Consider the following 24,542-nt stretch of genomic DNA (forward strand, 5'->3'; position numbering starts at 1 on the left):
GCCCCCGGAAGGAAGCCCACGGGGGAGGTTCGGGGAGTGGTCGCGCGCCGTTGCCGGGTGGCGGGTGTGGGGTGGGGGCGCGGTCGGTCTAGGGGTGGTGCGGCCCCAGTCTCAGCGACTTGCGGCGACGGTTGTTGGTGCGACACCACCGTTCCGACGCACACGTGCACCCAGGCCGGTGGGTGGCCGGGCTGTCGGGGCGACCTGCGGATCGTGCTGTCTGCGGGTGGGGCGCGAGAGTGGAATGGGGTGACTCGGGCTGGTTCGGCGTCCACCCCCACCGGAAACCGCCCGGACTGCAGGCTGGTTGCTGGGGTGCGTGGGTGGTAAGCCACCGCCACCCACACCGGCGGCATCGGAGTAGTGGGCAGCGCTTGGGGGCGGCGGGCGGTGATGGGGCGTGGTCGCACGGCGGCGCGGAGGGTCATCAAACCGCCGCCCCGTGGAGCCGTCGAGCCGTTGTGTCGTGATGAACCAAAACTCACAGATGGCGAACGGAAGCCGTACGGGTGTGACTGACGAGGTGGGAGAGGCGTCGGCTTTCATCAACTGTCGGGTTGAGTCCATTTCGGCTCTCTGCGACAACCGTTGAAGCAACCACGACCACCTGCCCTGCCGTCGCGCGGCGCGACGGCAGGACGGACAACGGTCATCAACGACACCCGGGCGTCCGGTGGGACGGGTGTGGTTGATGTGGCGGCCGGAATGCCCGCCCGTCCTGTCGGGCGGGGCGGCTCACGCCCTGTCGCGGAGTGTCGAGCCGTGTTGAGGGGCTCGTGTGGAGCTAACCCGACAGTCGCCGCACACCCACCCATCCATGATGGGGGTAAGTCGGGCATAGTGGGCGTCGGGGTTCGTCTTCTGTTGGTTTCGGTTCATCACACCCGAGCAGGGGGCAGCTAACCGCCCCGCTGGCGCTGCTCGACAGGCGGCCCTCGGCCGGCTCGCCCCTCCAAGCCGTCGTCGGCAGGCCCCTCCCAACTTCTACCCCCCGGGTGCCCTTCCGCCCACTCACCCCAGCACCGTGCCTGCGCTCCGGGCGGTCTCCGGTGGGGGGTGGACGCCACACCACCCGAGTCACCCCATTCCACTACCGCGCCCCACCCGCAGGCAGCACGATCCGCAGGTCGCCCCGACAGCGCGGCCGCCCACCGGCCTGGGTGCACGTGTACGTCGGAATGGTGGTGCCGCACCAACAACCGTCGCCGCACCCGCCGAGACTGGGGCCGCACCACCCCCGGAAGCTACCGCGCCCCACCCACACACCCGACAGCCACCAAACCCACCCGCACCGACAGACCTGCTGCCGTGCTGGGCGTTTTTCTTGGGCCGTCCCTTGTTGAGCGTCAGCGGTGGGCCGGGGTGGTGGGTCAAGGGTGAAGCGAAGCGCAATCGCCGAAGGCGACGCGACGCAGGAGCGCCCTTGACGCACCACCCCGGCCCACCGACCCTGAAGCGCCAGGGACGGCCCGAGAACCACCCCGCCGAACAACCAGTGGTACACCCCAGGAACCACACCCCCAGAAGCAACACCCTGCCGGCTAGGCGTACAGGGTGCCGTCCAAGACGGTGACGGCGTTACCGGTGAGGTGGACACGGTCGCCGTGCAGCGTCGTACGGACCAGGCCGGTGCGTGGGGACGCCTGGAGGCCGGTGAGCGTGTCGCGGCCGAGTCGCGCTCCCCAGTAGGGGGCGAGCACGGTGTGGGCGCTGCCTGTGACCGGGTCTTCCGGGATGCCGTTGGCTGGTGCGAAGAAGCGCGAGACGAAGTCGTACCCCCGGGCGGGCTCGGCCGCCGGGGCCGTGACGATGACACCGCGCAGCCCCTCGCGCCGCGTCAAGGCGGCTACCGCGTTCAGGTCGGGATCCACCGCCCGGACCGTGGCCTCGTCGGGCAGCACCGTCAGCAGGTCGCCGAGCGACCCAGCGTGCAAAGTGGCCTCAGGCTCGGTCCCGAGCGCCTCGGACAGCCCCGGCGGCACGGCGACCTCAGCCCCGGGTGCGGCCGGGAAGTCCAGCGTGATGTCGCCTTCTTCGGCGGTGTCCGCCACGAGGATGCCGTGCCGCCGGCTGCTGAACCGCACCCTGCCGACGAGTCCCCGCTCGGTGCGCAGCACGTGAGCCGTGGCCAATGTGGCGTGGCCGCACAGTTCGGCCTCGACGAGTGGCGTGAACCAGCGGATGGCCCAGTCGGCCTCGGCCGAGTCCGGCAACGGGAGAGCGAACGCGGTCTCGGGGTGGTTCATCTCCGCCGCGACTTTCCCCATCCAGGTCTCGTCCGGCCATTCCCCGGCCGGCAGTAGACACACGCCTGCCGGGTTCCCGGCGAATGGAGTGTCAGTGAAGGCGTCCACCACGTGAATTCGCATGGCAGTACCGTATCGATGCCAATCAGTGGCTCGCCAAGTCCAATCCTGGATAACTGGACTGACTTCACCTCGCCGGCCCGACGCGACCGACCAGATCGAGAGGCGACCGACCGGATCGACGTGACCGACGGATTGAGACGTGACCGACCGGATCGACGTGACCGACGGATTGAGACGTGACCGACCGGACCGACGTGACCGTCCGGACCGACCGGACCACCCGCGCCCTTCCGTCCGCCCCGCCCTTCCGTCCGCCCCCACCCCCCGTTGCCCATCACCCCCCACCAAGAACCCGCACCACCCGCGCCGGGTTTCCCACCGCCAGTACGTCGGGTGGCAGGTCCCTGGTGACCACTGCGCCCGCGCCGACCACCGTGTTCGCGCCGATTGTCACGCCGGGGCAGACGATGACGCCGCCGCCCAGCCAGACGTTGTCCCCGATCGTCACGGGGTTGGCCTTCTCCCAGCCGGCCCGGCGGCGTTCGGCGTGCAGCTCGTGGGAGGGGGTGAGGAGCTGGACGTTCGGGCCGATCTGTACGTCCGTTCCGACAGTGATCGGCGCGGCGTCGAGGAAGACCGCGCCGAAGTTGACGAACGTACCCGCGCCGATGGCGATGTGGTGGCCGTAGTCGCAGTGGAACGGCGGGCGGATGCGCACGGTCTCGTCCACCCTGCCGAGCAACTGGCGGAGGATCGCGGCACGTTCCTCCGGGGTCGCGGTCGTCGCCGCGTTGTACGCCGCGCAGAGTTCGGCGCGGCGGTGGGTGTCGGCGGAGAGTTCGGGGTCGTCCGGGAGGTACCAGTCACCGGCCAGCATGCGCCGTTTGTTCTCACCCACTGGGGCCGTCCTCTCGTCGCGGAGGCGTCACGTGCCACGCCTGCCCCGAGTGCCTACCCGGTGGCTGTGCCGCTCGCGCCTGTCGTGGCGGGCGGGTTCCCCCTCATCGACGGGGAGGAGCCTCGGGCGGTGAGGACGCCTCCGCGCCCGCCGTCAGGCCGCCCACCACCAGCAGTGCGAAGTTGCGTGCCCACTCCGTGTCCACCGGTTCCGCGCTGACCAGCGCCCGGTGGACGACGGCGCCGGCGATGACGTCGAAGATCAGGTCCGCGTTACGGGCCGCCTGCGCGGGGTCGTCCTCGTACGGCAGCTCGCCGCGTGCCTGCGCGCGTTCCCGGCCGAGCAGCACCAGGCGCTTCTGGCGGTCGACGATTGCCGAGCGGATGCGCTCGCGCAGGGCCTCGTCGCGCGTGGACTCGGCGACCACCGCCATCAGGGCGGTCTTGGCCTCCGGCCGGTCGAGCAGTGCGGCGAACTGGAGCACCACTCCCTCGACGTCGGCCATCAGGCTGCCCCGGTCCGGTAGCCGCAGTTCGTCGAAGAGGACGGCCACGGCGTCCACGACGAGTTCGCTCCTGTTCGCCCAGCGTCGGTAGAGCGTCGTTTTCGCCACGCCCGCCCGGCTCGCCACATCGCCCATCGTCAGCTTGGACCAGCCCAGTTCGACCAGCGCCGCCCGGGTCGCCCGCAGGATCGCGGCATGGGCCTCGACGCTGCGGGGGCGCCCGGTGCGGGCGGGAGGAGGGAGTGGGGGGTCGCTGGGCGGCATGCCCGCGACCATACCGGCCGGTAGGTGACTCGGCGTCGTGAGCCAGATCACCGTATACAGCGGGCAGGCCGGCCGGCTTTCAAGTTACGCTACGACCAGTAGCGAAAGAGTGGAACCAGAACGGCGGCGACAGCGAAAGCTGGAGCGACAACCACAGCAATACAGCACTGGCGCGAGGGTGGGGACCCCGCGCCGACCCAGGTCCTCCTCGGGACCCTGAACCGTGTTCGTTCGTACGCCTCGCAACCGGCGGGGGGCTGCGGGCGGGCGCGGTTCGTGTATCAGGTGCGGTTCGGCGGCCGTCACGGAGCTGATCGGGCACGCTCGCGTACGCCTCAGGGGCACGTCGCGTACGTCCCAGGCGCACGTCTCGGGCACGCCCACGTACGTCCCACGCGCACGTCTCGGGCACGCCCACGTGCGTCCCACGCGCACGTCTCGGGCGCGGTCGTACACGCTTCGCGCACGTCGTGAGCACGTGCCCGGCACCGGGCAGCCACCGCACACGCACAGGTTTTTTCTTTACCGCGCGCGAAAGGGGGAGGATGTACGCATGCAGCCTAGGAACATGTCCATGAGCGGCGTCGTCGACCTCGCCGCGGTGAAGGCGGCCGGCGAAGCCCGGCAGAAGGCGGAGCAGGCGCGTGCCGAGGCCGCCCGGAACGGTGGCGGAGGCGGAACAGCCCCGTCGAGCCTGGTGATCGATGTCGACGAGGCCGGTTTTGAGCGCGATGTCCTCCAGCGCTCCGCCGAGGTCCCGGTCGTCATCGACTTCTGGGCCGAGTGGTGCGAGCCGTGCAAGCAGCTCGGCCCGCTTCTCGAGCGCCTCGCCCTCCAGTACAACGGTCGCTTCCTCCTGGCCAAGGTGGATGTCGACGCCAACCAGATGCTGATGCAGCAGTTCGGGATCCAGGGGATCCCGGCGGTCTTCGCGGTGGTCGCCGGACAGGCGCTGCCGCTCTTCCAGGGCGCGGCCCCCGAGGCGCAGATCCGCGAGACGCTGGACCAGCTGATCCAGGTCGCGGAGGAGCGCTTCGGTCTGACCGGCATCGCCGTCGACGCGGAGGCGGGCACCGGGCCGGCCGAAGCGGCCGAGGCTCCCGCCGGTCCGTACGACGCGCTGCTCGAAGCGGCGGCGCGGGCGCTGGACGCGAACGACTTCGGCGGCGCGGTCCAGGCGTACAAGAACGTGCTCGTCGACGACCCGGGCAACACCGAGGCCAAGCTGGGCCTCGCCCAGGCCGAACTCCTGGCGCGCGTCCAGGGTCTCGACCCGCAGCAGGTCCGCAAGGACGCCGCCGAGAACCCGGCCGACGTGGCCGCGCAGATCGCGGCGGCCGACCTGGACCTGGTCGGCGGCCATGTGGAGGACGCCTTCGGGCGCCTGGTCGAGACGGTGCGGCGTACGGCGGGCGACGACCGTGACGCGGCGCGGGTGCGGCTGCTGGAGCTCTTCGAGGTCATCGGCGGCGACGACCCGCGCGTGGCGCCGGCGCGAGCGGCACTGGCGAGGGTGCTGTTCTGACCGGCCGGTTCTGACCGGTCGCTCTGCCCCGGTCGCTCTGACCGGCCGCTACCGACCGGCCGCTGACAACCGGCCGCTGACAACCGGCCACCCCGACCCGTCACTCCAGACCGTGACCCCGACCCGCAACCCCAATCCGTCACCCCGACCGGTGTTTGCACCGGTGGCGCCCCTGGGCAGCCGTCGTTGATTTGGCGACACAGTGACAATGAGCGGCCGCGCTTTACCGAAACTTGGTAATCGCGGCCGCTGTTACTTGCAGTAAGTTGATCAAGGTGTTCTGCCCGTTTCTGGGCGACAATCTCTGCGTTTTTCCCGTCACTTGACGGCACCGTCCGTGGCTCGTCGATGCCGGGCGGTCGCGCTTCGGTTATCCGGCCGTTACTAGCGAGTAACGAACCCCCTTGTGCCCCGGCCGCGAATGGACCACGATCGGCCACGCTCGGTCCAATACCGCACCAGCCCGACAGCCAATCGGTGCCGCGGTCCCGTGGGTCCCCACCGAGTCGGTCGGCGGCAGTGCTCGCCGGCCGTGGACAGGGGGGTCTCTGCCGAACGGCGGGGCCTGTCCAGCAGGTTGCGCGAATGCGTGGCCAGTGGTTGTCGCTCGGGGGTGATCGCCGGTGATTCGGAAGTCGTTCGCGCCTCCGATACGGGCGCTCTCCTTCCCGAGGACGTAGCACTTCTCCCATCCCCCTGCGGGCCCTTGCCCGTACCGGAGATGTACGTCCGAGAAGGAGGAAAGTCATGGAGTCTGCAGTTCGTGGCGGGACCAGATGGAAGCGGTTCGCCGTCGTCATGGTGCCGAGTGTGGCCGCGACGGCCGCGATAGGCGTCGCCCTCGCACAGGGCGCCCTCGCGGCGTCGTTCAGCGTTTCTGGCCAGAGCTTCAAGGTCAGCGCGGAGAAGCTCGAAGGTAAGGGCTTCTTCCAGTACGGAGGAATGGCCGAAGGCACCGACCTCGAGGGCAACAAGGCTGCCCACCCGGTCGCCGTGTCGGCGTTCAAGACCGCCGAGATCACCAAGATGTGTCAGTCGGTCGTGACGCCCAACGTCCCGATCTTCGGCAACATCTCCCTCCAGCTCACCGCTGGAGGAAACGGTACGCCTGTCAAGGCGGAGAACCTGTACCTGGACGTCGAGGAGCTCGGCGCCAACGCCGAGTTCAAGAACATCGACATCGGCGTGGCGGCGGGCAAGGCCACGAAGGGACCGGGTATCCAGCCGGGCACCCGGGCCAACCCGTACGGCTTCTCGCAGCAGGCCGACTCGGCCGTGCTGACCGACGTGAAGCAGAAGGCCTGGGCCACCACGGCCGGCACCTTCAAGCTCAGTGGTCTGAGCATGAAGCTGCACAAGGGCGTCAAGGAGTGCTACTAAGCACTCCCTCCGCGGGCGGGACGCGTGACGCGTCGCGTCGTCCCGCCCGCTACCCCCTCCCTCATCTCTGCACAGCAACACCGGTTCCAGGGAGCTGTTTTCCATGAGCGCCGAGTCCTCGGGTCCGAGCCGCGATTTCCACTACTGGCGGCTGCGCTTCCGTGCCTGGCGGGGCGGCAGGCCGTTCTGGGCGGGCCTGCTCACCGTTGTGGGCGGTGTGCCGATCGCCTGGCTTCCGTACGCCGAAATCAAGATCGGCCACCTCACGATGGCCATGGCCACCACGGCGGGAGCGGGCTCGCTGATCATCGGCGTACTGCTCGTCACTCTCGGGCTGACCATGTGGTACCACCACATCGTCCGGGTCTTCGCGGGCGTCGCCTCGATTCTGCTGGCGCTCGTCTCGATCCCCGTGTCCAATCTGGGCGGCTTCGGGGTCGGCTTCCTGCTGGCGCTGACCGGCGGAGCCCTGTCCATCTCCTGGGCGCCGGCCAAGCCGGACGCACCCGCCGAGTACCCGGAGCGGACCGGTGAGGTCCCGCCCGCGGGCGACGTGCCGGCCGGTGTCCCGGACGGCACGGACCACACGTACGCAACCGACACATCTGTTGACGCCAATGGCGGGAGGAACAGTGCGGGGTGACGAGGCGGAGCTGACCGCGGCCGGAGGCGACCGGACCCGTGAAAGAAGCGGGCCGCGTCACGCGGCCCCCAGGAAGTCGCTCCTGACGAAGCTGCAGATACCCGCGGGCAAGGCGATGGCCCTGGCCGCGATGCCGACGGCGGTGTTCGTCGGCATGGGGCTCACCCCCAAGCTGGCGCTCGCCGACGACCAGGTGACGAACCCCTTCGCCCCCGGCCCGTGCGTAACCCGCTCGGACACTCCTGACCCGGACGCCTCCGAGTCCACGTCCCCCTCGGCCACGCCGACACCTTCGGCCACCCCGAGTCCGGACACCACACCGGACAAGCCGTCCGAGACGCCCGGCACCGACGGGACGCCGAAGCCCGGCGAGACCCCGGACCCGGGTGCCGACACCACCGCGCCGGCCACCGAGCCCACCAAGGAGCCGGAGGCGGGCGGGGCCGCGCCGGACGCTCCCGCGCCGGAGCCGACGGAGAGCGAGACCAAGAACCCGCTCGACCCGCTGGGCGTGGGCGACGCGATCAAGGACATCCTCGACGGGCCGGACGACAAGGAGACCGCAGCTCCGGAGCCGTCCGAGACGGACGCCGCCGACGGTGCCACCGAGCCGGACGCCACCGCCCCTGACACCGACAAGCCGGACGCCGGCGTACCGGACGCCGAGCAGCCCGCGGCCGGCAAGCCCGGCAGCGACAAGCCGGGGACGGACGAGTCCAAGAGCCCGGCCGGCGGCGTGGCCGACAAGAGCGACGCGGCCGACAAGGCCGCTGCCGCCATCAGGGACGCCGCGGACAAGGCCGGCGCCAAGGTCGAGGAGCTCGACGACGCGGCGAAGGGCACCGCGGACGACGCCGGCAAGGCGGACGGCGAGGCCGACGACCGGGCCGCCGACGCCGACGGCAAGGAGCCCTTCCCCTGCCCGACGGCGGACCCCGAGGCGCTCGCGAACGCCGAGCTCGAACAGGGCATCCCGGACCTGCCGGACGACCCGTGGATCCTGGAGAGCTCGATGCTCACTCTGCGCGGGCTCGACTACAAGGGGATCGTCGAGGTCAGGACCGGCAGCGGAAAGATCAAGAAGGTCCTGAAGTTCACCGCCGAGGAAACCGACATCAAGGACCTCCACCAGAAGGTCGTCGGCCCCAACAGCACCACGGCGCACGTACAGGCCGCGCAGGGTTCCACGTCCACCCTCCGCGACGGCACGGTGACCATGTACACGGAGGAACTGAAGGGCAATCTCTTCGGCCTCATCCCGATCACCTTCAGCCCGGAGACACCGCCCCCGCTGAACGTCCCGATCGCCATGTTCACGAAGGTCAAGGTGACCCAGGCCGGCCAGTTCGGCGGCACGCTCAAGGTCCCCGGGCTGCACAACTTCTACACCGGCTGAACCGGCTGACGGCTGACCGGCTGACAGCACGGCGGTACGGCGACGGCGGCGGCCCGCCCCCCATCCAGGGGGCGGGCCGCCGCCGTTCGAGCGTCCGCGCGGTGGGCGTCAGGCCGCGTCGTGCCCGCCGCCGCCCAGGTGGTGCACCCGGACCATGTTGGTCGTGCCGGGTACGCCGGGGGGCGAGCCGGCGGTGATGACCATGGTGTCGCCGTTGTTGTAGCGCTGGAGCTTGAGCAGCTCGGCGTCGACCAGGTCGACCATCGCGTCGGTGTTGTCGACGTGCGGGACGACGAAGGACTCGACGCCCCAGCTCAGCGCGAGCTGGTTGCGGGTGCCGACATCGGTCGTGAAGGCCAGGATCGGCTGGGCCGCGCGGTAGCGGGACAGCCGGCGGGCCGTGTCGCCGGACTTGGTGAAGGCGACCAGGGCCTTGCCGTTCAGGAAGTCGGCGATCTCGGCGGCCGCGCGGGCGACCGAACCGCCCTGCGTACGGGGCTTCTTGCCCGGCACGAGCGGCTGGAGGCCCTTGGAGAGCAGCTCCTCCTCGGCCGCGACGACGATCTTCGACATCGTCTTGACGGTCTCGATCGGGTACGCGCCGACGCTCGACTCGGCGGACAGCATGACCGCGTCCGCGCCGTCCAGGATCGCGTTGGCGACGTCGGACGCCTCGGCGCGCGTCGGGCGCGAGTTGGTGATCATCGACTCCATCATCTGGGTCGCGACGATCACCGGCTTGGCGTTGCGGCGACACAGCTCGATGAGCCGCTTCTGCACCATCGGGACCTTTTCGAGCGGGTACTCGACGGCCAGGTCGCCGCGGGCGACCATCACACCGTCGAACGCCATGACGACGCCCTCCATGTGCTCGACGGCCTGCGGCTTCTCCACCTTGGCGATGACGGGGACCCGGCGGCCCTCCTCGTCCATCACCTTGTGGACGTCCTTGACGTCGTCGGCGTCGCGCACGAAGGACAGCGCGACCATGTCGCAGCCCATACGGAGGGCGAAGCGCAGGTCGTCGACGTCCTTCTCGGACAGCGCGGGGACGTTGACCGCCGCGCCGGGCAGGTTGATGCCCTTGTGGTCGGAGACCACACCGCCCTCGATCACGATGGTGTGGACCTGCGGGCCCTCGACCGAGACGACTTTGAGCTCGACGTTGCCGTCGTTGATCAGGATCGGGTCGCCCTTGGAGACGTCGCCGGGCAGACCCTTGTAGGTCGTACCGCAGATCGACTTGTCGCCGGGGACGTCCTCGGCGGTGATGACGAACTCGTCCCCGCGGACCAGCTCGACCGGCCCCTCGGCGAACTTCGCCAGCCGGATCTTCGGGCCCTGGAGGTCGGCGAGCACGCCCACCGCGCGGCCCGTCTCCTCGGCGGCCTTGCGGACGCGGTCGTACCGGCCCTGGTGCTCGGCGTGGGTGCCGTGGCTGAAGTTGAATCGGGCCACGCTCATGCCGGCTTCGATCAAAGCCACGAGCTGGTCATGGGAGTCGACGGCGGGACCCAGTGTGCAGACGATTTTGGAACGGCGCATGAGGCGGATCCTATCGGTTTGTTTCGCTGCGGAATATTCCGTCTGGTGGAATGTACAAATGGGCGGGATGCCGCTCAGGCGTTGACCAACGCATACGTCTGCCGGGCGATTTCCAGCTCTTCGTCGGTCGGCACCACGGCGACCGCGACCCGGGCGTACCCGGGCGAGATCAGCCGCGCCGCGTCCGACCGTACGGCGTTCAGATCCGCGTCCACCACCAGGCCGAGCTCCTCCAGGCCCTCGACCGCGGCCGCGCGCACGGGCGCCGCGTTCTCGCCGACTCCCGCAGTGAACACCACGGCGTCGACCCGGCCGAGAACGGCGTAGTAAGCGCCGATGTATTTCTTCAGCCGGTGGATGTAGATCTCGAAAGCCAGCAATGCGCGCTGATCACCCTCGTCGATACGACGGCGTATCTCCCGCATGTCGTTGTCACCGCAAAGGCCGACAAGCCCGCTCTTCTTGTTCAGCAATACGTCGATCTCGTCCGAACTCATCCCGGCGACCCGCTCCAGGTGGAACGTCACCGCGGGATCGATGTCACCGGAGCGCGTACCCATGACCAGCCCCTCCAAGGGGGTCAGTCCCATGGAGGTGTCGACGCAGGCCCCGCCCCGCACGGCGGTCGCCGAAGCGCCGTTGCCCAGGTGCAGCACGATGACGTTGACCTCGGACGGGTCCTTGCCGAGCAGCTTCGCCGTCTCGCGCGAGACGAACGCGTGCGAGGTGCCGTGGAAGCCGTACCGGCGGATGCGGTGGGCGTCCGCCGTCTCGACGTCGATGGCGTAGCGGGCCGCCGACTCCGGCATCGTCGTGTGGAAGGCGGTGTCGAAGACGGCGACCTGCGGCAGGTCGGGGCGCAGCGCCTGCGCCGTGCGGATACCGGTGATGTTCGCCGGGTTGTGCAGCGGGGCGACCGGGACGAGCCGCTCGATCTCCGCCATCACCTCGTCGGTGATCACGGTCGGCGCGCTGAACTTCAGGCCGCCGTGCACGACGCGGTGGCCGATGGCGGCCAGCTCGGGGGAGTCCAGGCCCAGCCCGTCGCGCGCGAGTTCCTCGGCGACGGCCTTCAGCGCGGCCTCGTGGTCCGCGATCGGCCCGGTGTGCTCGCGCTTCTCGCCGCCGTCGGTGAGCGGGCTGTGCACCAGGCGCGAGGTCTGCTCGCCGATCCGCTCGACCAGCCCGACGGCCAGGCGCGAGCTGTCGCGCATGTCGAGGAGCTGGTACTTCACCGACGAGGAGCCGGAGTTGAGGACGAGGATGCGCTGGGCTGACGTCACGGGTGCGGTGCCTTCTCGGTTCGGGATGGAGGTCATGCGCTCGCGTCCTGGGCCTGGATCGCGGTGATGGCGACCGTCTGGACGATGTCCTGGACCAGCGCGCCGCGCGACAGGTCGTTGACCGGCTTGTTCAGGCCCTGGAGGACCGGGCCGACGGCGACGGCGCCGGCCGAGCGCTGGACGGCCTTGTAGGTGTTGTTGCCGGTGTTCAGGTCGGGGAAGATCAGCACCGTGGCCTGGCCGGCGACCTCCGAGCCGGGCAGCTTGGTGGCGGCCACCGACGGCTCGACCGCCGCGTCGTACTGGATCGGCCCCTCGACGAGCAGATCCGGCCGGCTGACGCGCAGCAGTTCGGTGGCGTCGCGCACCTTGTCGACGTCCGCGCCGCTGCCGGAGCTGCCCGTCGAGTACGACAGCATCGCGATCCGGGCGTCCACGCCGAACTTCTCGGCCGTGACCGCCGACTGGACGGCGATGTCCGCGAGCTGGACGGCGTTCGGGTCCGGGTTGACCGCGCAGTCGCCGTAGACGAGCACCTTGTCGGCGAGGAGCATGAAGAAGACGGACGAGACGATCTTGGCGTCCGGCTTGGTCTTGATGATCTCGAAGGCGGGGCGGATGGTCGCGGCGGTGGAGTGCACCGAGCCCGAGACCATGCCGTCGGCCAGGCCCTCGTGGACCATCAGCGTGCCGAAGTAGTTGACGTCGGCCACCACGTCGTACGCCAGCTCCACGCTGACGCCCCTGTGCGCGCGCAGCTTGGCGTACGTCTCGGCGAAGCGGCTGCGCAGCTCGGAGGTCTGCGGGTCGATGAGCTGGGTCTTGGTGAGGTCGATGCCCAGGTCGGCGGCCTTCTTGCGCAGGACGTCGACGTCGCCGAGCAGCGTCAGGTCGCACACGTCGCGGCGCAGCAGCACGTCGGCGGCGCGCAGCACCCGCTCCTCGGTGCCCTCGGGCAGCACCACGCGGCGGCGGTTGGCGCGGGCCCGCTCCAGCAGGTCGTGCTCGAACATCATCGGCGTGACGTGGCCGCTGCGGGCCACCGACATCCGGGTCAGCAGGTCGGCGGTGTCGACGTACCGCTCGAACAGGCCGAGCGCGGTTTCCGCCTTGCGGGGCGTCGCGGCGTTGAGCTTGCCCTCCAGGGCGAAGAGCTCGGCGGCGGTGGGGAAGGAGCCGCCCGCCACCGAGACCACAGGGGTGCCGGGCGCGAGGCGCGAGGCCAGGGTGAGGACCTCGTCGCCGGGCCGCTCGTCGAGGGTCAGGAGTACGCCCGCTATGGGCGGGGTCCCGGCGCTGTGCGCGGCGAGCGCACCCACGACCAGGTCGGCGCGGTCGCCAGGGGTCACGACGAGGCAGCCGGGGGTCAGCGCGTTGAGGAAGTTCGGCAGCATCGCGCCGCCGAAGACGAAGTCCAGGGCGTCGCGCGCCAGCCCCGCGGGGTCGCCGAGCACCACCTTGCCGCCGAGGGCGTGGGTGATCTGGGCGACCGTGGGGGCGGCCAGCGCGGGCTCGTCGGGCAGCACGTAGCAGGGCACCGGCAGCCGGGCCCCCAGGCGCTCGGCGACCTCCGCGCGGTCCGCCGGGGCGACCCGGTTGGCGACCATGGCGAGGACCTGGCAGCCGAGGGCCTCGTACGCGCGGTACGCGTTGCGGGTCTCGGCGCGCACCGCGTCGGCGGGCTGGTTCTTGCCGCCGACCACCGGGATGACCGAGGCGCCGAACTCGTTGGCCAGGCGCGCGTTGAGGGCCAGTTCCTCCGGCAGCTGGGTGTCGGCGAAGTCCGTGCCGAGGACGAGGACGACCTCGTAGTCGCGCGCCACCGTGTGGAAGCGGTCGACGACCCGGGCGACCAGTTCGTCGGTGCCCTTCTCGGCCTGGAGCGCCGCCGCCTCCTGGTAGTACATGCCGTACCCGGTCTCCGGGTCCTGCGACAGCCTGTAGCGGGCGCGCAGCAGGTCGAAGAGCCGGTCCGGCCCGTCGTGCACCAGGGGGCGGAACACGCCCACCCGGTCCACCTGGCGCGTCAGGAGCTCCATGACTCCCAGCTCGATGACCTGCCGGCCGTCTCCCCGGTCGATCCCGGTCACGTACACGCTGCGCGTCACGCGTGCTCTCCGTCCAGATAGGGTGGTCTTGCCCTCTTGACAATACCTGTGTGGGTGGATAGGGCGCCCGCCGGGCAGAGGGCCTGTGAGGCCGCGACCGAAGGTCTCGTACGGGCGAATCCGACGGTGCGCGCGACCCCTCCGTACAGTCCGGCGCGGGCCCTTATGGAGGAGTAGCCGTAAGCGCCGAGCCCATGCGAGCCGTGAAACAATCAAATTCTGGCTCACATGTACCACTAGCGAGCAGGAGACACAGCACGATGCGTATCGGAGTCCTCACCGCAGGCGGAGACTGCCCCGGGCTGAACGCAGTGATCCGGTCGGTCGTGCACCGGGCCGTCGCTGGGCACGGCGACGAAGTCATCGGCTTCGAGGACGGTTTCAAGGGCCTGCTCGACGGCCACTTCCGCCCTCTCGACCTGGACGCCGTCAGCGGCATCCTGGCCCGCGGCGGTACGATCCTCGGCTCCGCCCGCCTGGAGCGCGACCGGCTGCGCGAAGCGGCCGAGAACTGGCACGAGTTGGCCGAGCGCTCCGGCATCGACGCGCTCATCCCCATCGGCGGCGAGGGCACGCTCACCGCGTCCCGGATGCTGGCGGACGCGGGAATGCCGGTCGTCGGCGTACCGAAGACCATCGACAACGACATCAACGGCACCGACCGCACCTTCGGCTTCGACACGGCCGTGGGCGTCGCGACCGAGGCCATAGACCGTCTGAAGACCACCGCCGAGTCGCACCAGCGCGTGATGGTCGTCGAGGTCATGGGCCGGCACGCCGGGTGGATCGCGCTGGAGTCCGGCATGGCGGGCGGCGCGCACGGCATCTGCCTGCCGGAGCGGCCCTTCGAGGTCGACGACCTGGTGAAGATGGTCGAGGAACGCTTCTCGCGCGGCAAGAAGTTCGCGGTCGTCTGCATCGCGGAGGGCGCGCGTCCGGCCGAGGGGTCCATGCCGTACGAGAAGGGCGCCATCGACCAGTTCGGACACGAGCGGTTCACCGGCATCGGCAACCGGCTCGCCAGCGAGCTGGAGAAGCGCCTCGGCAAGGAGGCGCGGCCGGTCATCCTCGGCCACGTCCAGCGCGGCGGCACCCCGACGGCGTACGACCGTGTCCTCGCCACCCGCTTCGGCTGGCACGCGGTGGAGGCGGTGCACCGCGGCGACTTCGGCAACATGACGGCGCTGACCGGCACCGAGATCACGATGGTGCCGCTGGCGGCGGGCGTCGAGGAGCTGAAGACGGTTCCGCGCGAGCGGATGTACGAGGCCGAGTCCGTCTTCTGACCCGCGCCGGCGCCCGCGCCGTGTCACGCACCGAGCGGCCCGCCGCTCCCGACGGGGTGGCCGGGCCGCTCGGGCGCGTCCGGGCTCGCTCGGTGAGGGGGTCGAGGCCGCGGGTCAGGAGGGGGCCAGCCGCCAGAAGTGGCCGACGATCTCGTCCAGATACTCCCGGCCCTTCGCCCCGTCGCCCGAGTCGCTCCCGCCCCAGCTCAGCGTCGCCACCATCCGGGACTGGTAGTCGGCGTGCAGGCGCTGCAGGACGTCCTCCAGCTGGCGCCGGGGCACCGGAACCAGCTTGGCCGTCGGCCGTACGTACGCCTGCCAGCGCGTCGTCACCGCGCTGCACAGCACCTCGGCCAGGTCCTCGTCGCGGCCCGTCGCCGTGACGAACTCCCGGGGCGACAGACCGAGCACCTCGGAGAGCGCCGCGGACTGCCGCTCGTTGCCGCGCCACCGCCCGGAGTCCTCCATCCGCTGGTACGAGGCCGGGTCCACGCCCACCATCCGCGCCAGGTCGGGCGCGCCCAGACCCCGCGCCATCCGGTGCTCGCGCAGCGTCCCGGGGGCCGCGATCAGGTCGCCCACCGCGCACCACAGGACACCGGCGAGCGCCGTGATCTCCTGCATGTCGGGCGCGCGCTGGCCGCGCTCCCACGCGACGACGAGGTCGGGGCCGATGTTCAGGCCGTACTGCGCACGGAGCCCGTAGGCGACGTGGCCGGGGGCCATGCCCAGGCCCTCGCGCAGACGGCGTGCGGCGAGGGCGTTGAAAGGCGGAGAGGGGTGCACGGGCACACCGTACGGAGGGAAGGGCTCCGATGACTACGGTGCGTTCACCCAAGATCACAACTCGTAGGAACGTCCTACCTTCGCACCATCACTCCCGCACTGCTCACGTTACCCTCCGGTCACCCCTGCACCGCCCCGGCCGGCGCGAAACGGCCGCCCTGGCGGCCTGGGACCGGTGGCGTCGGGAAGGCCGTGCCGCTGGTCAACTCCCGCTCAGCGTACGGCGATCCACCGGTAGTGCAGCTCCGGGCGGCCGACCTGTCCGTACTGCGGGGCGCGCTCGGCGCGGCCCGCCGTGACCAGGTGCTCCAGGTACCGGCGGGCGGTGATCCGCGAGATCCCGAGCGCGGCGGCGGCCGCGGCCGCGGTGGTGCCGTCCGGTGCTCCGCGCAGGGCCCGGGTCACCGCTTCCAGCGTCGGCGCGCTGAGCCCCTTGGGGAGGGCGGCGGGCTGGGGCGAGCGCAGGGCGGCCAGCGCCCGGTCCACCTCGTCCTGCCCGCTGGCCTCGCCGGCGGTGGCGCGGAACTCGGCGTAACGGGTGAGACGGTCGCGCAGGGTGGCGAAGGTGAAGGGCTTCAGCACGTACTGGACGACGCCGAGGGACACCCCTTCGCGTACGACGGCGAGATCGCGGGCCGAGGTGACGGCGATGACGTCGGCGGTGTGCCCCGCCCCGCGGAGCGAGCGTACGAGCTGCAGGCCGTGGCCGTCGGGCAGGTACAGGTCGAGGAGCAGCAGGTCGACGGGCCCCCGGTCGAGCGCCCGCACCGCCGCCGCGCGCGAGTGCGCCACCCCGGCGACGGCGAAGCCGCGCACGCGGCCGACGTACAGGGCGTGGGCGTCGGCTGCGACGGGGTCGTCCTCGACGACGAGCACGCGGATCGGGGGCGGGGCGGCGCTCACGCGGCGGCCTCCGGGCGCGGCGGACGGGCCGCCGACGCGGCTTTCGCGGCGTTCGGGGAGCCGGGTCTGCGGCGACGCGGCCCCGGTGCGCGAGGGGGCCGGTGGGAGAGAGGTGACGCCTGCCGGGTCATGCCCGCACCTCCGTCGTCTCCGGCGCCGCTCGGGCGAGCAGCGGCAGCCGCACGGTGAACTGCGCACCGCCGCCCGGCGCATCGCTCAGCGCTATCGCGCCGCCTCCCCGGTGCACCGTCTGGCGGACCAGCGCGAGTCCGAGCCCGCGCCCCGCGCTCTTCGTCGACCAGCCGCGGGCGAAGACCGCGTCCGCCGCGCCCGGGTCGATGCCCGGCCCGGTGTCCGCGACGCGCAGCAGCAGCTCGCGGCCCCGGTCGGTGCGGGCCGTCACCGTGACCCGGGCGCCGTCACTGCCCTGCGCCGCGTCCACCGCGTTGTCGATCAGGTTGCCGAGGATCGTCACCAGGTCACGGGCGGGCAGCGTGCCCGGCAGGAGGCCGTCGTCGATCCGGCTGTCCTCGTCGAGCACGAGCGCCACGCCCCTCTCGTTCGCCTGCGCCGCCTTGCCGAGCAGCAGCGCCGCCAGGACCGGCTCGCCCACCGCGCTGACGACCTGGTCGGTCAGCGCCTGGGCCAGCTCCAGTTCGGCCGTGGCGAACTCCACCGCCTCGTCCGCGCGGCCGAGTTCGATGAGGGAGACGACGGTGTGCAGGCGGTTCGCCGCCTCGTGGGCCTGCGAGCGCAGCGCCTGCGTGAAGCCGCGCTCCGAATCCAGTTCGCCGGAGAGCGCCTGGAGTTCGGTGTGGTCCCGCAGGGTCACGACCGTACCGCGCTTCTCCCCGCCGCTCACCGGGCGGCTGTTGACGACGACCACCCGGTCCGCCGTCAGGTGCACCTCGTCCACCCGCGGCTCGGGGGCGAGCAGCGCCGCCGTCAGCGGGCCCGGCAGGTCCATTTCGGCCACCGGGCGGCCGACCGCGTCCGGCCCGAGTCCGAGCAGCTCGCGCCCGCCGTCGTTGATCAGCGCGATGCGCTGCCGCCCGTCCAGCATCAGCAGTCCCTCGCGCACCGCGTGCAGCGCCGCCTCGTGGTAGTCGTGCATGCGGCTCAGCTCCCGGGCGTTCATGCCGTGGGTGTGCCGCCGCAGCCGGGCGTTGATGACGTACGTACCGAGACCGCCCAGGGCCAGCGCGCCCGACGCCACGCCGAGCAGCGCCGCGACCTGCTGCCGTACCTGTGCGCTGATGGCCTCGATGGTGATGCCCGCGCTGACGAGGCCGATGATCCGCCCGCCCCGGGCTTCGGTGTCCCGTACCGGCGCCACCACGCGCACCGACCGCCCCAGCACGCCCACGTACGTCTCGTCGAAGGTGCGGCCCGCCAGGGCGGGACCCGTGTGCCCCAGGTACGTCCGGCCGATCTCCTGCGCCTCCGGATGCGTCCAGCGGGTGCCGTCCGGCGCCATGATCGTGACGAAGGTGACCCCGGCCTCCTTGCGCAGCGCCTCGGTGTACGGCTGGAGGCGCCCGGTGGGGTGGCCGGACCGGGCGGCCTCGATCACCGCGGGGGACTTGGCGACGGCGATGGCGGTCGCGTAGGCCTGCCGGCGGGCGGTCTCCTCGGCTTGGGACCTGTCCGAGACGTACGCGAACACCGAGCATCCCGCGACGATGGCCGCCACCAGGACGACCTGCATCGCGAAGAGCTGGCCGGCCAGGCTGCGGGGGCGGGGTAGGCGCATGCGGCCAGTGTGCCTGGCCGAAATCCCGTGAACGAAATGCACGTAACGGTGACGGGGGTCACAGCGTGATGGATAGTCGCCGGGACCCAACGGGACGTGGGTATCGCAGGACAATTCCGAGGAGGCCTCCGTGGCAGGCACAGCAGCCGCAAGGCGGGACCGCACGCACTACTTGTACATCGCCGTCATAGTCGCCGTGGTCTTGGGCGTCGCGGTGGGCTTCGCCGCCCCCGGTGTGGCCGTCGAGCTCAAGCCGCTCGGCACCGGCTTCGTCAACCTGATCAAGATGATGATCTCGCCGATCATCTTCTGCACGATCGTGCTGGGCATCGGCTCCGTCCGCAAGGCCGCCAAGGTCGGCGCGGTCGGCGGCATCGCGCTCGGCTACTTCACCGCCATGTCGCTGGTCGCCCTCACCATCGGCCTCGTCGTCGGCAACGTGCTGCACCCCGGCGACAGCCTGGCGGTGACCGACGCGATCAAGGAGGCGGGCCAGGGCCAGGTCGCGCCGGAGGCCAAGGACACCGTCGAGTTCCTGCTCGGGATCATCCCGACCACGTTCGTGTCGGCCTTCACCACGGGTGAGGTCCTCCAGACCCTCCTGGTGGCCCTGCTCGCCGGATTCGCCCTGCAGGCCATGGGCGCTGCGGGCCGGCCCGTCCTGCGCGGGGTCGAGCACATCCAGCGGCTCGTGTTCCGCATCCTGGCCATGGTGATGTGGGCGGCGCCGATCGGTGCCTTCGGCGCGATCGCGGCCGTCACGGGATCGGCCGGCCTGGACGCGCTCAAGAGCCTCGCCGTGCTGATGCTGGGCTTCTACGTCACGTGCTTCCTCTTCGTCTTCATCGTGCTCGCCGCGCTGCTGCGCCTCGTCGCGGGCCTCAACATCCTCACGTTCTTCAAGTACCTGGGCCGTGAGTTCCTGCTGATCCTGTCCACGTCGTCGTCCGAGTCCGCCCTGCCGCGGCTCATCGCGAAGATGGAGCACCTGGGCATCAGCAAGCCGGTGGTCGGCATCACGGTTCCGACCGGCTACTCCTTCAACCTCGACGGCACCATGATCTACATGACCATGGCCTCGCTGTTCATCTCCGACGCCATGGGCTCCCCGATGTCGATCGGGGAGCAGATCCCGCTGCTGCTCTTCCTCCTCGTGGCATCGAAGGGCGCGGCGGGCGTCAGCGGGGCGGGCCTGGCCACCCTGGCCGGCGGCCTCCAGTCGCACCGCCCGGATCTGGTCGACGGCGTCGGCCTGATCGTCGGCATCGACCGCTTCATGAGCGAGGCGCGCGCCCTGACGAACTTCGCGGGCAACGCGGTGGCGACCGTGCTGGTCGGCACGTGGACGAAGGAGATCGACAAGGAGCGGGTCGACCAGGTGCTGGCGGGGCTGGCCCCCTTCGACGAGAAGACCCTGCTCGACGACGCGCCCGCCGAAGCGGACGACGCGAGGCCGCAGGCGCGGGAGGACGACAAGGCCGTGGCCAAGGTGTAGGCACGGCGCGTGCGGGACCCCGCACGGGGGAAGGGGCGCGACCGGTGACGGCCGCGCCCCTTCCGCGTGTCCCGAACCACCGCTGCGTCTCCGGGCCCCACGTGTTCCGGGCCCGCTACTCGATCGACGCCAGCAGCGCCGCCACCCGCTCCGCCGGCACGCCCGCCGTGAGCAGGACCGTCGAGGCCGCCGCGCGGCCGCCGTCAGCCGCGTCCAGCGCACCGTCGTTGACCGCTTCCATCAGACCGAAGAGCGTCTGCTCGTGTACGTAGCCGAGCGCGGCCGGCGGCAGCGTGGAGGTGAACACCCCGGCGTCCGCGCCGCGCCGCAGCAGGTCGACGCACTCCTTGCGGACCGGGGCCAGCCGCTGCTTGATGCCCTCCATCGTGACGCTGCGCTGGGCGAGCGCGACGAGCAGCCGGTAGCGGTCGGCGATCCGCCAGACCGCCAGCGTCGCCCGGGCGAGCGCCTCGGCGGGGTCGGCGACACCGTCACGGCCCGCCGCGTGCGCCTCCCAGACGGCGGCCACCGCGCTGTCGACCAGTGCCGCCACGAGGGCCTCCCGGCTCGGGAAGTGCCCGTACACCGTCCTGCGGACGACGCCGGCCGCCCGCGCGATCTGGTCCATGGGGGCGTCCGGGTCGCGCAGCAGTTCGGCGAGCGCGACGTCCAGGATGCGGCGGCGGTTGGCGTCGGCCCTGATACCGGAGGTCATGCTCCCCATTTTGCACATCGCTGTGCAGCCCGCTAAATTGCACAGTGTTGTGCAGTTGCACAGTTATGTGCAAAATCGTGGGAAGGGTGTGGAGCCATGCGCCTGGTCGTGAACCAGCCGGTGGAGGAGATGGAGCAGCCGTACCGGCGGCGCTGGTGGGCGCTGCTCGTCCTGTGCCTGAGCCTGCTGATCATCGTGATGGCGAACACCGCCCTGACGGTGGCCGCCCCCGACATGACCCAGGACCTCGGGCTCAGCAGCGCGGACCTCCAGTGGGTCATCGACGGCTACACCGTCCCGTACGCGGCGCTGATGCTGCTGCTCGGCGCGATCGGCGACAAGTACAGCCGGCGCGGGGCGCTCGTGCTCGGGCTCGTCGTCTTCGGCGGGGGAGCGGTCGTCGGCTCGCTGGTGGACAGCTCCGAGGGCGTGATCGCCGCCCGCGCGGTGATGGGCGCCGGCGCGGCGATGATCATGCCCGCCACGCTCTCGCTCCTCGCCGCGACGTTCCCGCGCGCCGAGCGGGCCAAGGCCATCGTGCTGTGGACGGCCACCGCCGGACTCGCGATCGCGGCCGGCCCGCTGGTCGCCGGCGCGCTGCTGGAGAGCCACGGCTGGGCGTCGACGTTCCTGATCAACGTGCCGGTCGCGGCTCTGGCGATCGTCGGTGCGTTCGTGCTGATCCCGCCGTCGAAGGCCGCCCGCCACGGGCGCATCGACTACGTCGGAGGGCTGCTGTCCGTCGTCTGGGTCGCCGCCCTCGTCTACATGATCATCCAGGGCCCGCACTTCGGCTGGGGCACCCAGGCGATCACAGCCGCCGTCGTCGCGGGGGCCGGACTCGTGCTCTTCGTCGTCTGGGAGCTGCGCCACCCCCGGCCCGTCCTGGACGTACGCCGCTTCCTCGACCGGGGCTTCGCCGGCTCGAACCTCGCCGTCGCCCTGTTCTTCCTCGCGGTCTTCGGCGCGTTCTACTTCCTCACCCAGCACCTCCAGTTCGTGCTCGGCTACAACGCCTTCGAGACGGGCGTACGGATGCTGCCGCTGGCCGGCGCCGTCTTCGTCGGCTCCGCGCTGACCGGCTTCCTCACCCCGCGCCTCGGCATGAAGATCACGGTCACGGCGGGCATGGCCGGAGGCACGGCCGCCCTGGCCCTGCTCACCCGCGTCGACGCGGCCTCCGCGTACGGCGACTTCGTACTGCCGCTGGTCGTCCTGGGCCTGGCCATCGGGCTGTCCCTCTCCCCGTGCACCGACGCGATCATGGGCGCCTTCCCCGAGTCCGAACTGGGCGTCGGCGGCGCCGTCAACGACACCTCGCTCGAACTCGGAGGCTCACTGGGCATCGCCATCCTCGGTTCGGTGCTGGCCGGTTCGTACTCCTCGCACCTCGCCGACGCCACCGCCGGCACGAAGCTTCCGGCGGACGCGCTGACCACCGCCCAGGACTCGGTCGGCGCCGGTTACGCCGTCGCCCAGGGCATCGGCGACCAGTCCAAGCAGCTCGCGGGCCAGGCCGCGAAGGCCGGTACGCCGGAGCAGGCGGACCAGCTCAAGGGCCAGTCCGGGCAACTCGCCGAAGGAGCACGGCAGATGGCCGACGCGGTCGGCGCGGCCTTCTCCGACGCGGTCGCGCACACCAGCCTGGTCGGCGCGGCGGTCCTCGGCGCCGGCACGGTCCTCGTCGCCGTACTCCTGCCGCGCCGGACCCGGGCAACCGTGGACGACGCGCCGCAGCCCGCCCGCGAGCCGGCACGCACCGGCGCCTGACGCCGCGCGCGGGCCACGTGTTCGCGTCCGTCACCGACCTGGATGTGTACGGGTACTGACAAAAAAGTGGGTACTTGTCCGACCGGCGGCGGCACCGAAGCATGGTGGTCATGACTTCTTCCGACCACCTTGCTCCTGTCACCGTTCTCGGCCTCGGCGCCATGGGCCGCGCACTCGCCGGCGCCTTCCTGGACGCCGGGCACCCCACCACCGTCTGGAACCGCTCCGGGGGAAAGGGCGAGGACCTCGTCGCGCGCGGCGCGGTCCTCGCCCGGACTGCCGAAGAGGCCGTCCGTTCCGCCGAGCTGACCGTCGTCTGCGTGGTGGACTACGACGCCTCGCAGGCGATCGTCGAACCGCTGGCCGACGCTCTGGCCGGCCGTGTGCTGGTCAATCTGACGTCCGACTCCCCGGAGCGCGCCCGTACGGCGGCGGCCTGGGCGGACGCGCGCGGCATCGCATATCTGGACGGCGCGGTGATGGTGCCGACCCCGCTCGTCGGCGGGCCGGAGGCGCTGATCCTGTTCGCCGGCGCGCGGCCGGTCTTCGAGAAGTACGAGAGCACCCTCAAGGCCCTGGCCGGGCAGGCCGCCCACCTGGGCGAGGACCACGGGCTCGCCGCCGTCTACGACCTGTCGATGCTGGACCTGTTCTACGCGAGCATGTCCGGCCTGGTGCACGCCTTCGCCGTGGCCCGGGAGGACAAGGTCGCCGCCACGGCTCTCGCCCCGTACCTGAACTCCATCGTCGCGATCCTGCCGGACATCGCGACCGGCATGGCGACCGCGATCGACACGGGCCAGTACGACGGTCAGCAGGCCAACCTGGCCATGATGACCGCGAGCGTCGACCACCTTCTGCACATGTCGCGGGACCGGGGCCTGGACACGGGCCACCTGGAGGCGATCAAGGCCGTGGCCGATCGTGCGATCGCCCGGGGGCACGGCGCCGACGACTGGGCGAGCACGATCGAGGCGCTCAAGCCGAAGGGCTGAGCACCGCCCGGCCTCGAACTCCTTCCTTGCCTTGACGCCGACGTCAAGGACTACCGTCGGGGCATGCGAATCGGCGAGCTGGCGGAGCGCGCGGGGACGACCACCCGGGCGCTGCGTTACTACGAGTCCCGCGGTCTTCTCCCCGCCCGGCGCGCGGTCAACGGGTACCGCACGTACGACGAGGACGACCTGCGGCTCCTCCAGCAGATCCGGACCCTTCAGGACTTCGGATTCGAGCTGGAGGAGACCCGCCCCTTCGTGGACTGCCTGCGGGCAGGCCACCCGGCGGGGGACTCCTGTCCGGCCTCGCTGGACGTGTACCGGCGCAAGCTCGCCGAACTCGACGCTCTGATCGGGCAGTTGGACGCCGTACGCACACAGGTGGGCGCCCAGCTGGCCCGCGCCGAGCTGGAAGCCGGAGCGGCGCTGCCGGGCGGCCCCGAGCCGCGCTGCGAACTGACGCAGGGCGCGCTGACGCACGACGGACTGACGGACTGACGGACTGACGGACTGAGGAGACAGAAATGGTGCGAGCAGTGGGAGTGGACGCGGTCACGGACGCGACCTTCGAGGCCGAGGTCCTCAGGTCCGGCAGGCCCGTTCTGGTGGAGTTCACGGCCGACTGGTGCGGCCCCTGCCGTCAGCTCGCGCCCGTACTGAGTGAGGTGGCTCGCGAGGAGGCCGACCGCCTCAAGGTCGTCCAGCTCGACGTGGACGCCAATCCCGGGACCACGCTCACCTACGGCGTGCTGTCGATGCCGACGCTCATCGTCTTCCGTGACGGCGAGCCCGTGCGGCAGATGGTCGGCGCGCGCCCGAAGCGCAAGCTCCTGGCGGAGCTGGCGGACGTGTAACCGGCCGGAGCGCCGACGCGGGCAAAAGAAATACCCCGGGGAATTGACACCCGGGGTATTTCTCTGCGTATATTGAGCGTTTCTGCGACCTGATTTAGATTGGGTTGCAGAGGTGCCGTATGAACACAG

Annotated in this window: 20 protein-coding genes; 10 read left to right on the forward strand and 10 right to left on the reverse strand. The window is 71.1% G+C overall.

The genetic code is table 11. The annotated features are described in order from the left end of the window. Positions 1 to 1,541: 1,541 nt before the first annotated feature. The 3 genes from IE185_RS06750 to IE185_RS06760 form a co-directional block, all read right to left on the reverse strand. A complete protein-coding gene (locus IE185_RS06750) occupies positions 1,542 to 2,369 on the reverse strand; it encodes a PhzF family phenazine biosynthesis protein (RefSeq protein ID WP_138899632.1) in 828 nt (275 codons plus the stop codon). A gap of 274 nt (positions 2,370 to 2,643) precedes the next feature. Further along, complete coding sequence (locus IE185_RS06755) at positions 2,644 to 3,207, reverse strand: sugar O-acetyltransferase (protein ID WP_189714807.1); 564 nt, start codon at positions 3,205 to 3,207, stop codon at positions 2,644 to 2,646. A 103-nt stretch (positions 3,208 to 3,310) separates the two neighbouring features. Next, a complete protein-coding gene (locus IE185_RS06760) occupies positions 3,311 to 3,976 on the reverse strand; it encodes a TetR/AcrR family transcriptional regulator (RefSeq protein ID WP_138895692.1) in 666 nt (221 codons plus the stop codon). Between the two features lie 553 nt (positions 3,977 to 4,529). Here IE185_RS06760 and IE185_RS06765 point away from each other — a divergent pair. From IE185_RS06765 to IE185_RS06780, 4 genes are all read left to right on the forward strand, one after another. Beyond that, complete coding sequence (locus IE185_RS06765) at positions 4,530 to 5,501, forward strand: tetratricopeptide repeat protein (RefSeq protein WP_138895691.1); 972 nt, start codon at positions 4,530 to 4,532, stop codon at positions 5,499 to 5,501. Between the two features lie 747 nt (positions 5,502 to 6,248). Next, positions 6,249 to 6,881, forward strand: coding sequence for a DUF6230 family protein (locus IE185_RS06770; RefSeq protein ID WP_069926869.1), 633 nt, complete (start codon positions 6,249 to 6,251; stop codon positions 6,879 to 6,881). 103 nt (positions 6,882 to 6,984) lie between these two features. Further along, positions 6,985 to 7,524, forward strand: coding sequence for a DUF6114 domain-containing protein (locus tag IE185_RS06775; protein ID WP_138895690.1), 540 nt, complete (start codon positions 6,985 to 6,987; stop codon positions 7,522 to 7,524). Continuing rightward, entirely contained in the window at positions 7,514 to 8,920 is a 1,407-nt protein-coding gene (locus tag IE185_RS06780) for an MSCRAMM family adhesin (protein WP_138895695.1), read from the forward strand. The genes IE185_RS06775 and IE185_RS06780 overlap by 11 nt, the downstream gene beginning before the upstream one ends. A gap of 108 nt (positions 8,921 to 9,028) precedes the next feature. Here IE185_RS06780 and pyk read toward each other — a convergent pair whose 3' ends face one another. The 3 genes from pyk to pta form a co-directional block, all read right to left on the reverse strand. Next, positions 9,029 to 10,465 (reverse strand): pyruvate kinase, encoded by a 1,437-nt coding sequence (gene pyk, locus IE185_RS06785; RefSeq protein ID WP_138895689.1) that lies wholly within the window; start codon positions 10,463 to 10,465, stop codon positions 9,029 to 9,031. 74 nt (positions 10,466 to 10,539) lie between these two features. Next, positions 10,540 to 11,784, reverse strand: a complete 1,245-nt coding sequence (locus tag IE185_RS06790; protein WP_138895688.1) for an acetate kinase — start codon at positions 11,782 to 11,784, stop codon at positions 10,540 to 10,542. Continuing rightward, positions 11,781 to 13,856 (reverse strand): phosphate acetyltransferase, encoded by a 2,076-nt coding sequence (gene pta / locus IE185_RS06795; protein ID WP_138895687.1) that lies wholly within the window; start codon positions 13,854 to 13,856, stop codon positions 11,781 to 11,783. Before pta ends, IE185_RS06790 begins: the two co-directional genes overlap by 4 nt. A gap of 260 nt (positions 13,857 to 14,116) precedes the next feature. On the opposite strand from pta, the gene IE185_RS06800 reads away from it, so the two are divergent. Then, positions 14,117 to 15,142: an ATP-dependent 6-phosphofructokinase gene (locus IE185_RS06800; RefSeq protein WP_138895686.1), complete on the forward strand. Its 1,026-nt coding sequence runs from the start codon at positions 14,117 to 14,119 to the stop codon at positions 15,140 to 15,142. 114 nt (positions 15,143 to 15,256) lie between these two features. Here the strand turns inward: IE185_RS06800 and IE185_RS06805 are convergent, their stop codons facing one another. From IE185_RS06805 to IE185_RS06815, 3 genes are all read right to left on the reverse strand, one after another. Further along, complete coding sequence (locus tag IE185_RS06805; RefSeq protein WP_229843382.1) at positions 15,257 to 15,934, reverse strand: helix-turn-helix domain-containing protein; 678 nt, start codon at positions 15,932 to 15,934, stop codon at positions 15,257 to 15,259. A gap of 207 nt (positions 15,935 to 16,141) precedes the next feature. Further along, entirely contained in the window at positions 16,142 to 16,831 is a 690-nt protein-coding gene (locus tag IE185_RS06810) for a response regulator (RefSeq protein ID WP_138907340.1), read from the reverse strand. A 127-nt stretch (positions 16,832 to 16,958) separates the two neighbouring features. Further along, positions 16,959 to 18,584: a sensor histidine kinase gene (locus IE185_RS06815; RefSeq protein ID WP_138896075.1), complete on the reverse strand. Its 1,626-nt coding sequence runs from the start codon at positions 18,582 to 18,584 to the stop codon at positions 16,959 to 16,961. A gap of 130 nt (positions 18,585 to 18,714) precedes the next feature. On the opposite strand from IE185_RS06815, the gene IE185_RS06820 reads away from it, so the two are divergent. Next, a complete protein-coding gene (locus IE185_RS06820; RefSeq protein ID WP_138896074.1) occupies positions 18,715 to 20,079 on the forward strand; it encodes a cation:dicarboxylate symporter family transporter in 1,365 nt (454 codons plus the stop codon). A gap of 115 nt (positions 20,080 to 20,194) precedes the next feature. Here IE185_RS06820 and IE185_RS06825 read toward each other — a convergent pair whose 3' ends face one another. Then, a complete protein-coding gene (locus IE185_RS06825) occupies positions 20,195 to 20,803 on the reverse strand; it encodes a TetR/AcrR family transcriptional regulator (RefSeq protein ID WP_138896073.1) in 609 nt (202 codons plus the stop codon). 87 nt (positions 20,804 to 20,890) lie between these two features. On the opposite strand from IE185_RS06825, the gene IE185_RS06830 reads away from it, so the two are divergent. The 4 genes from IE185_RS06830 (at position 20,891) to trxA (ending at position 24,413) form a co-directional block, all read left to right on the forward strand. Next, positions 20,891 to 22,564, forward strand: coding sequence for an MFS transporter (locus IE185_RS06830; protein WP_138896072.1), 1,674 nt, complete (start codon positions 20,891 to 20,893; stop codon positions 22,562 to 22,564). Positions 22,565 to 22,674: 110 nt separating this feature from the next. Beyond that, entirely contained in the window at positions 22,675 to 23,559 is an 885-nt protein-coding gene (locus IE185_RS06835; RefSeq protein ID WP_282960770.1) for an NAD(P)-dependent oxidoreductase, read from the forward strand. Between the two features lie 63 nt (positions 23,560 to 23,622). Then, positions 23,623 to 24,057, forward strand: a complete 435-nt coding sequence (locus tag IE185_RS06840; protein WP_138896070.1) for a MerR family transcriptional regulator — start codon at positions 23,623 to 23,625, stop codon at positions 24,055 to 24,057. 26 nt (positions 24,058 to 24,083) lie between these two features. After that, positions 24,084 to 24,413 (forward strand): thioredoxin, encoded by a 330-nt coding sequence (gene trxA / locus IE185_RS06845; protein ID WP_138896069.1) that lies wholly within the window; start codon positions 24,084 to 24,086, stop codon positions 24,411 to 24,413. The last annotated feature ends 129 nt before the right edge of the window (positions 24,414 to 24,542 follow it).

This window comes from Streptomyces chryseus (assembly GCF_014650755.1).
In the GTDB taxonomy this organism is placed as follows: Bacteria; Actinomycetota; Actinomycetes; order Streptomycetales; family Streptomycetaceae; genus Streptomyces; species Streptomyces chryseus.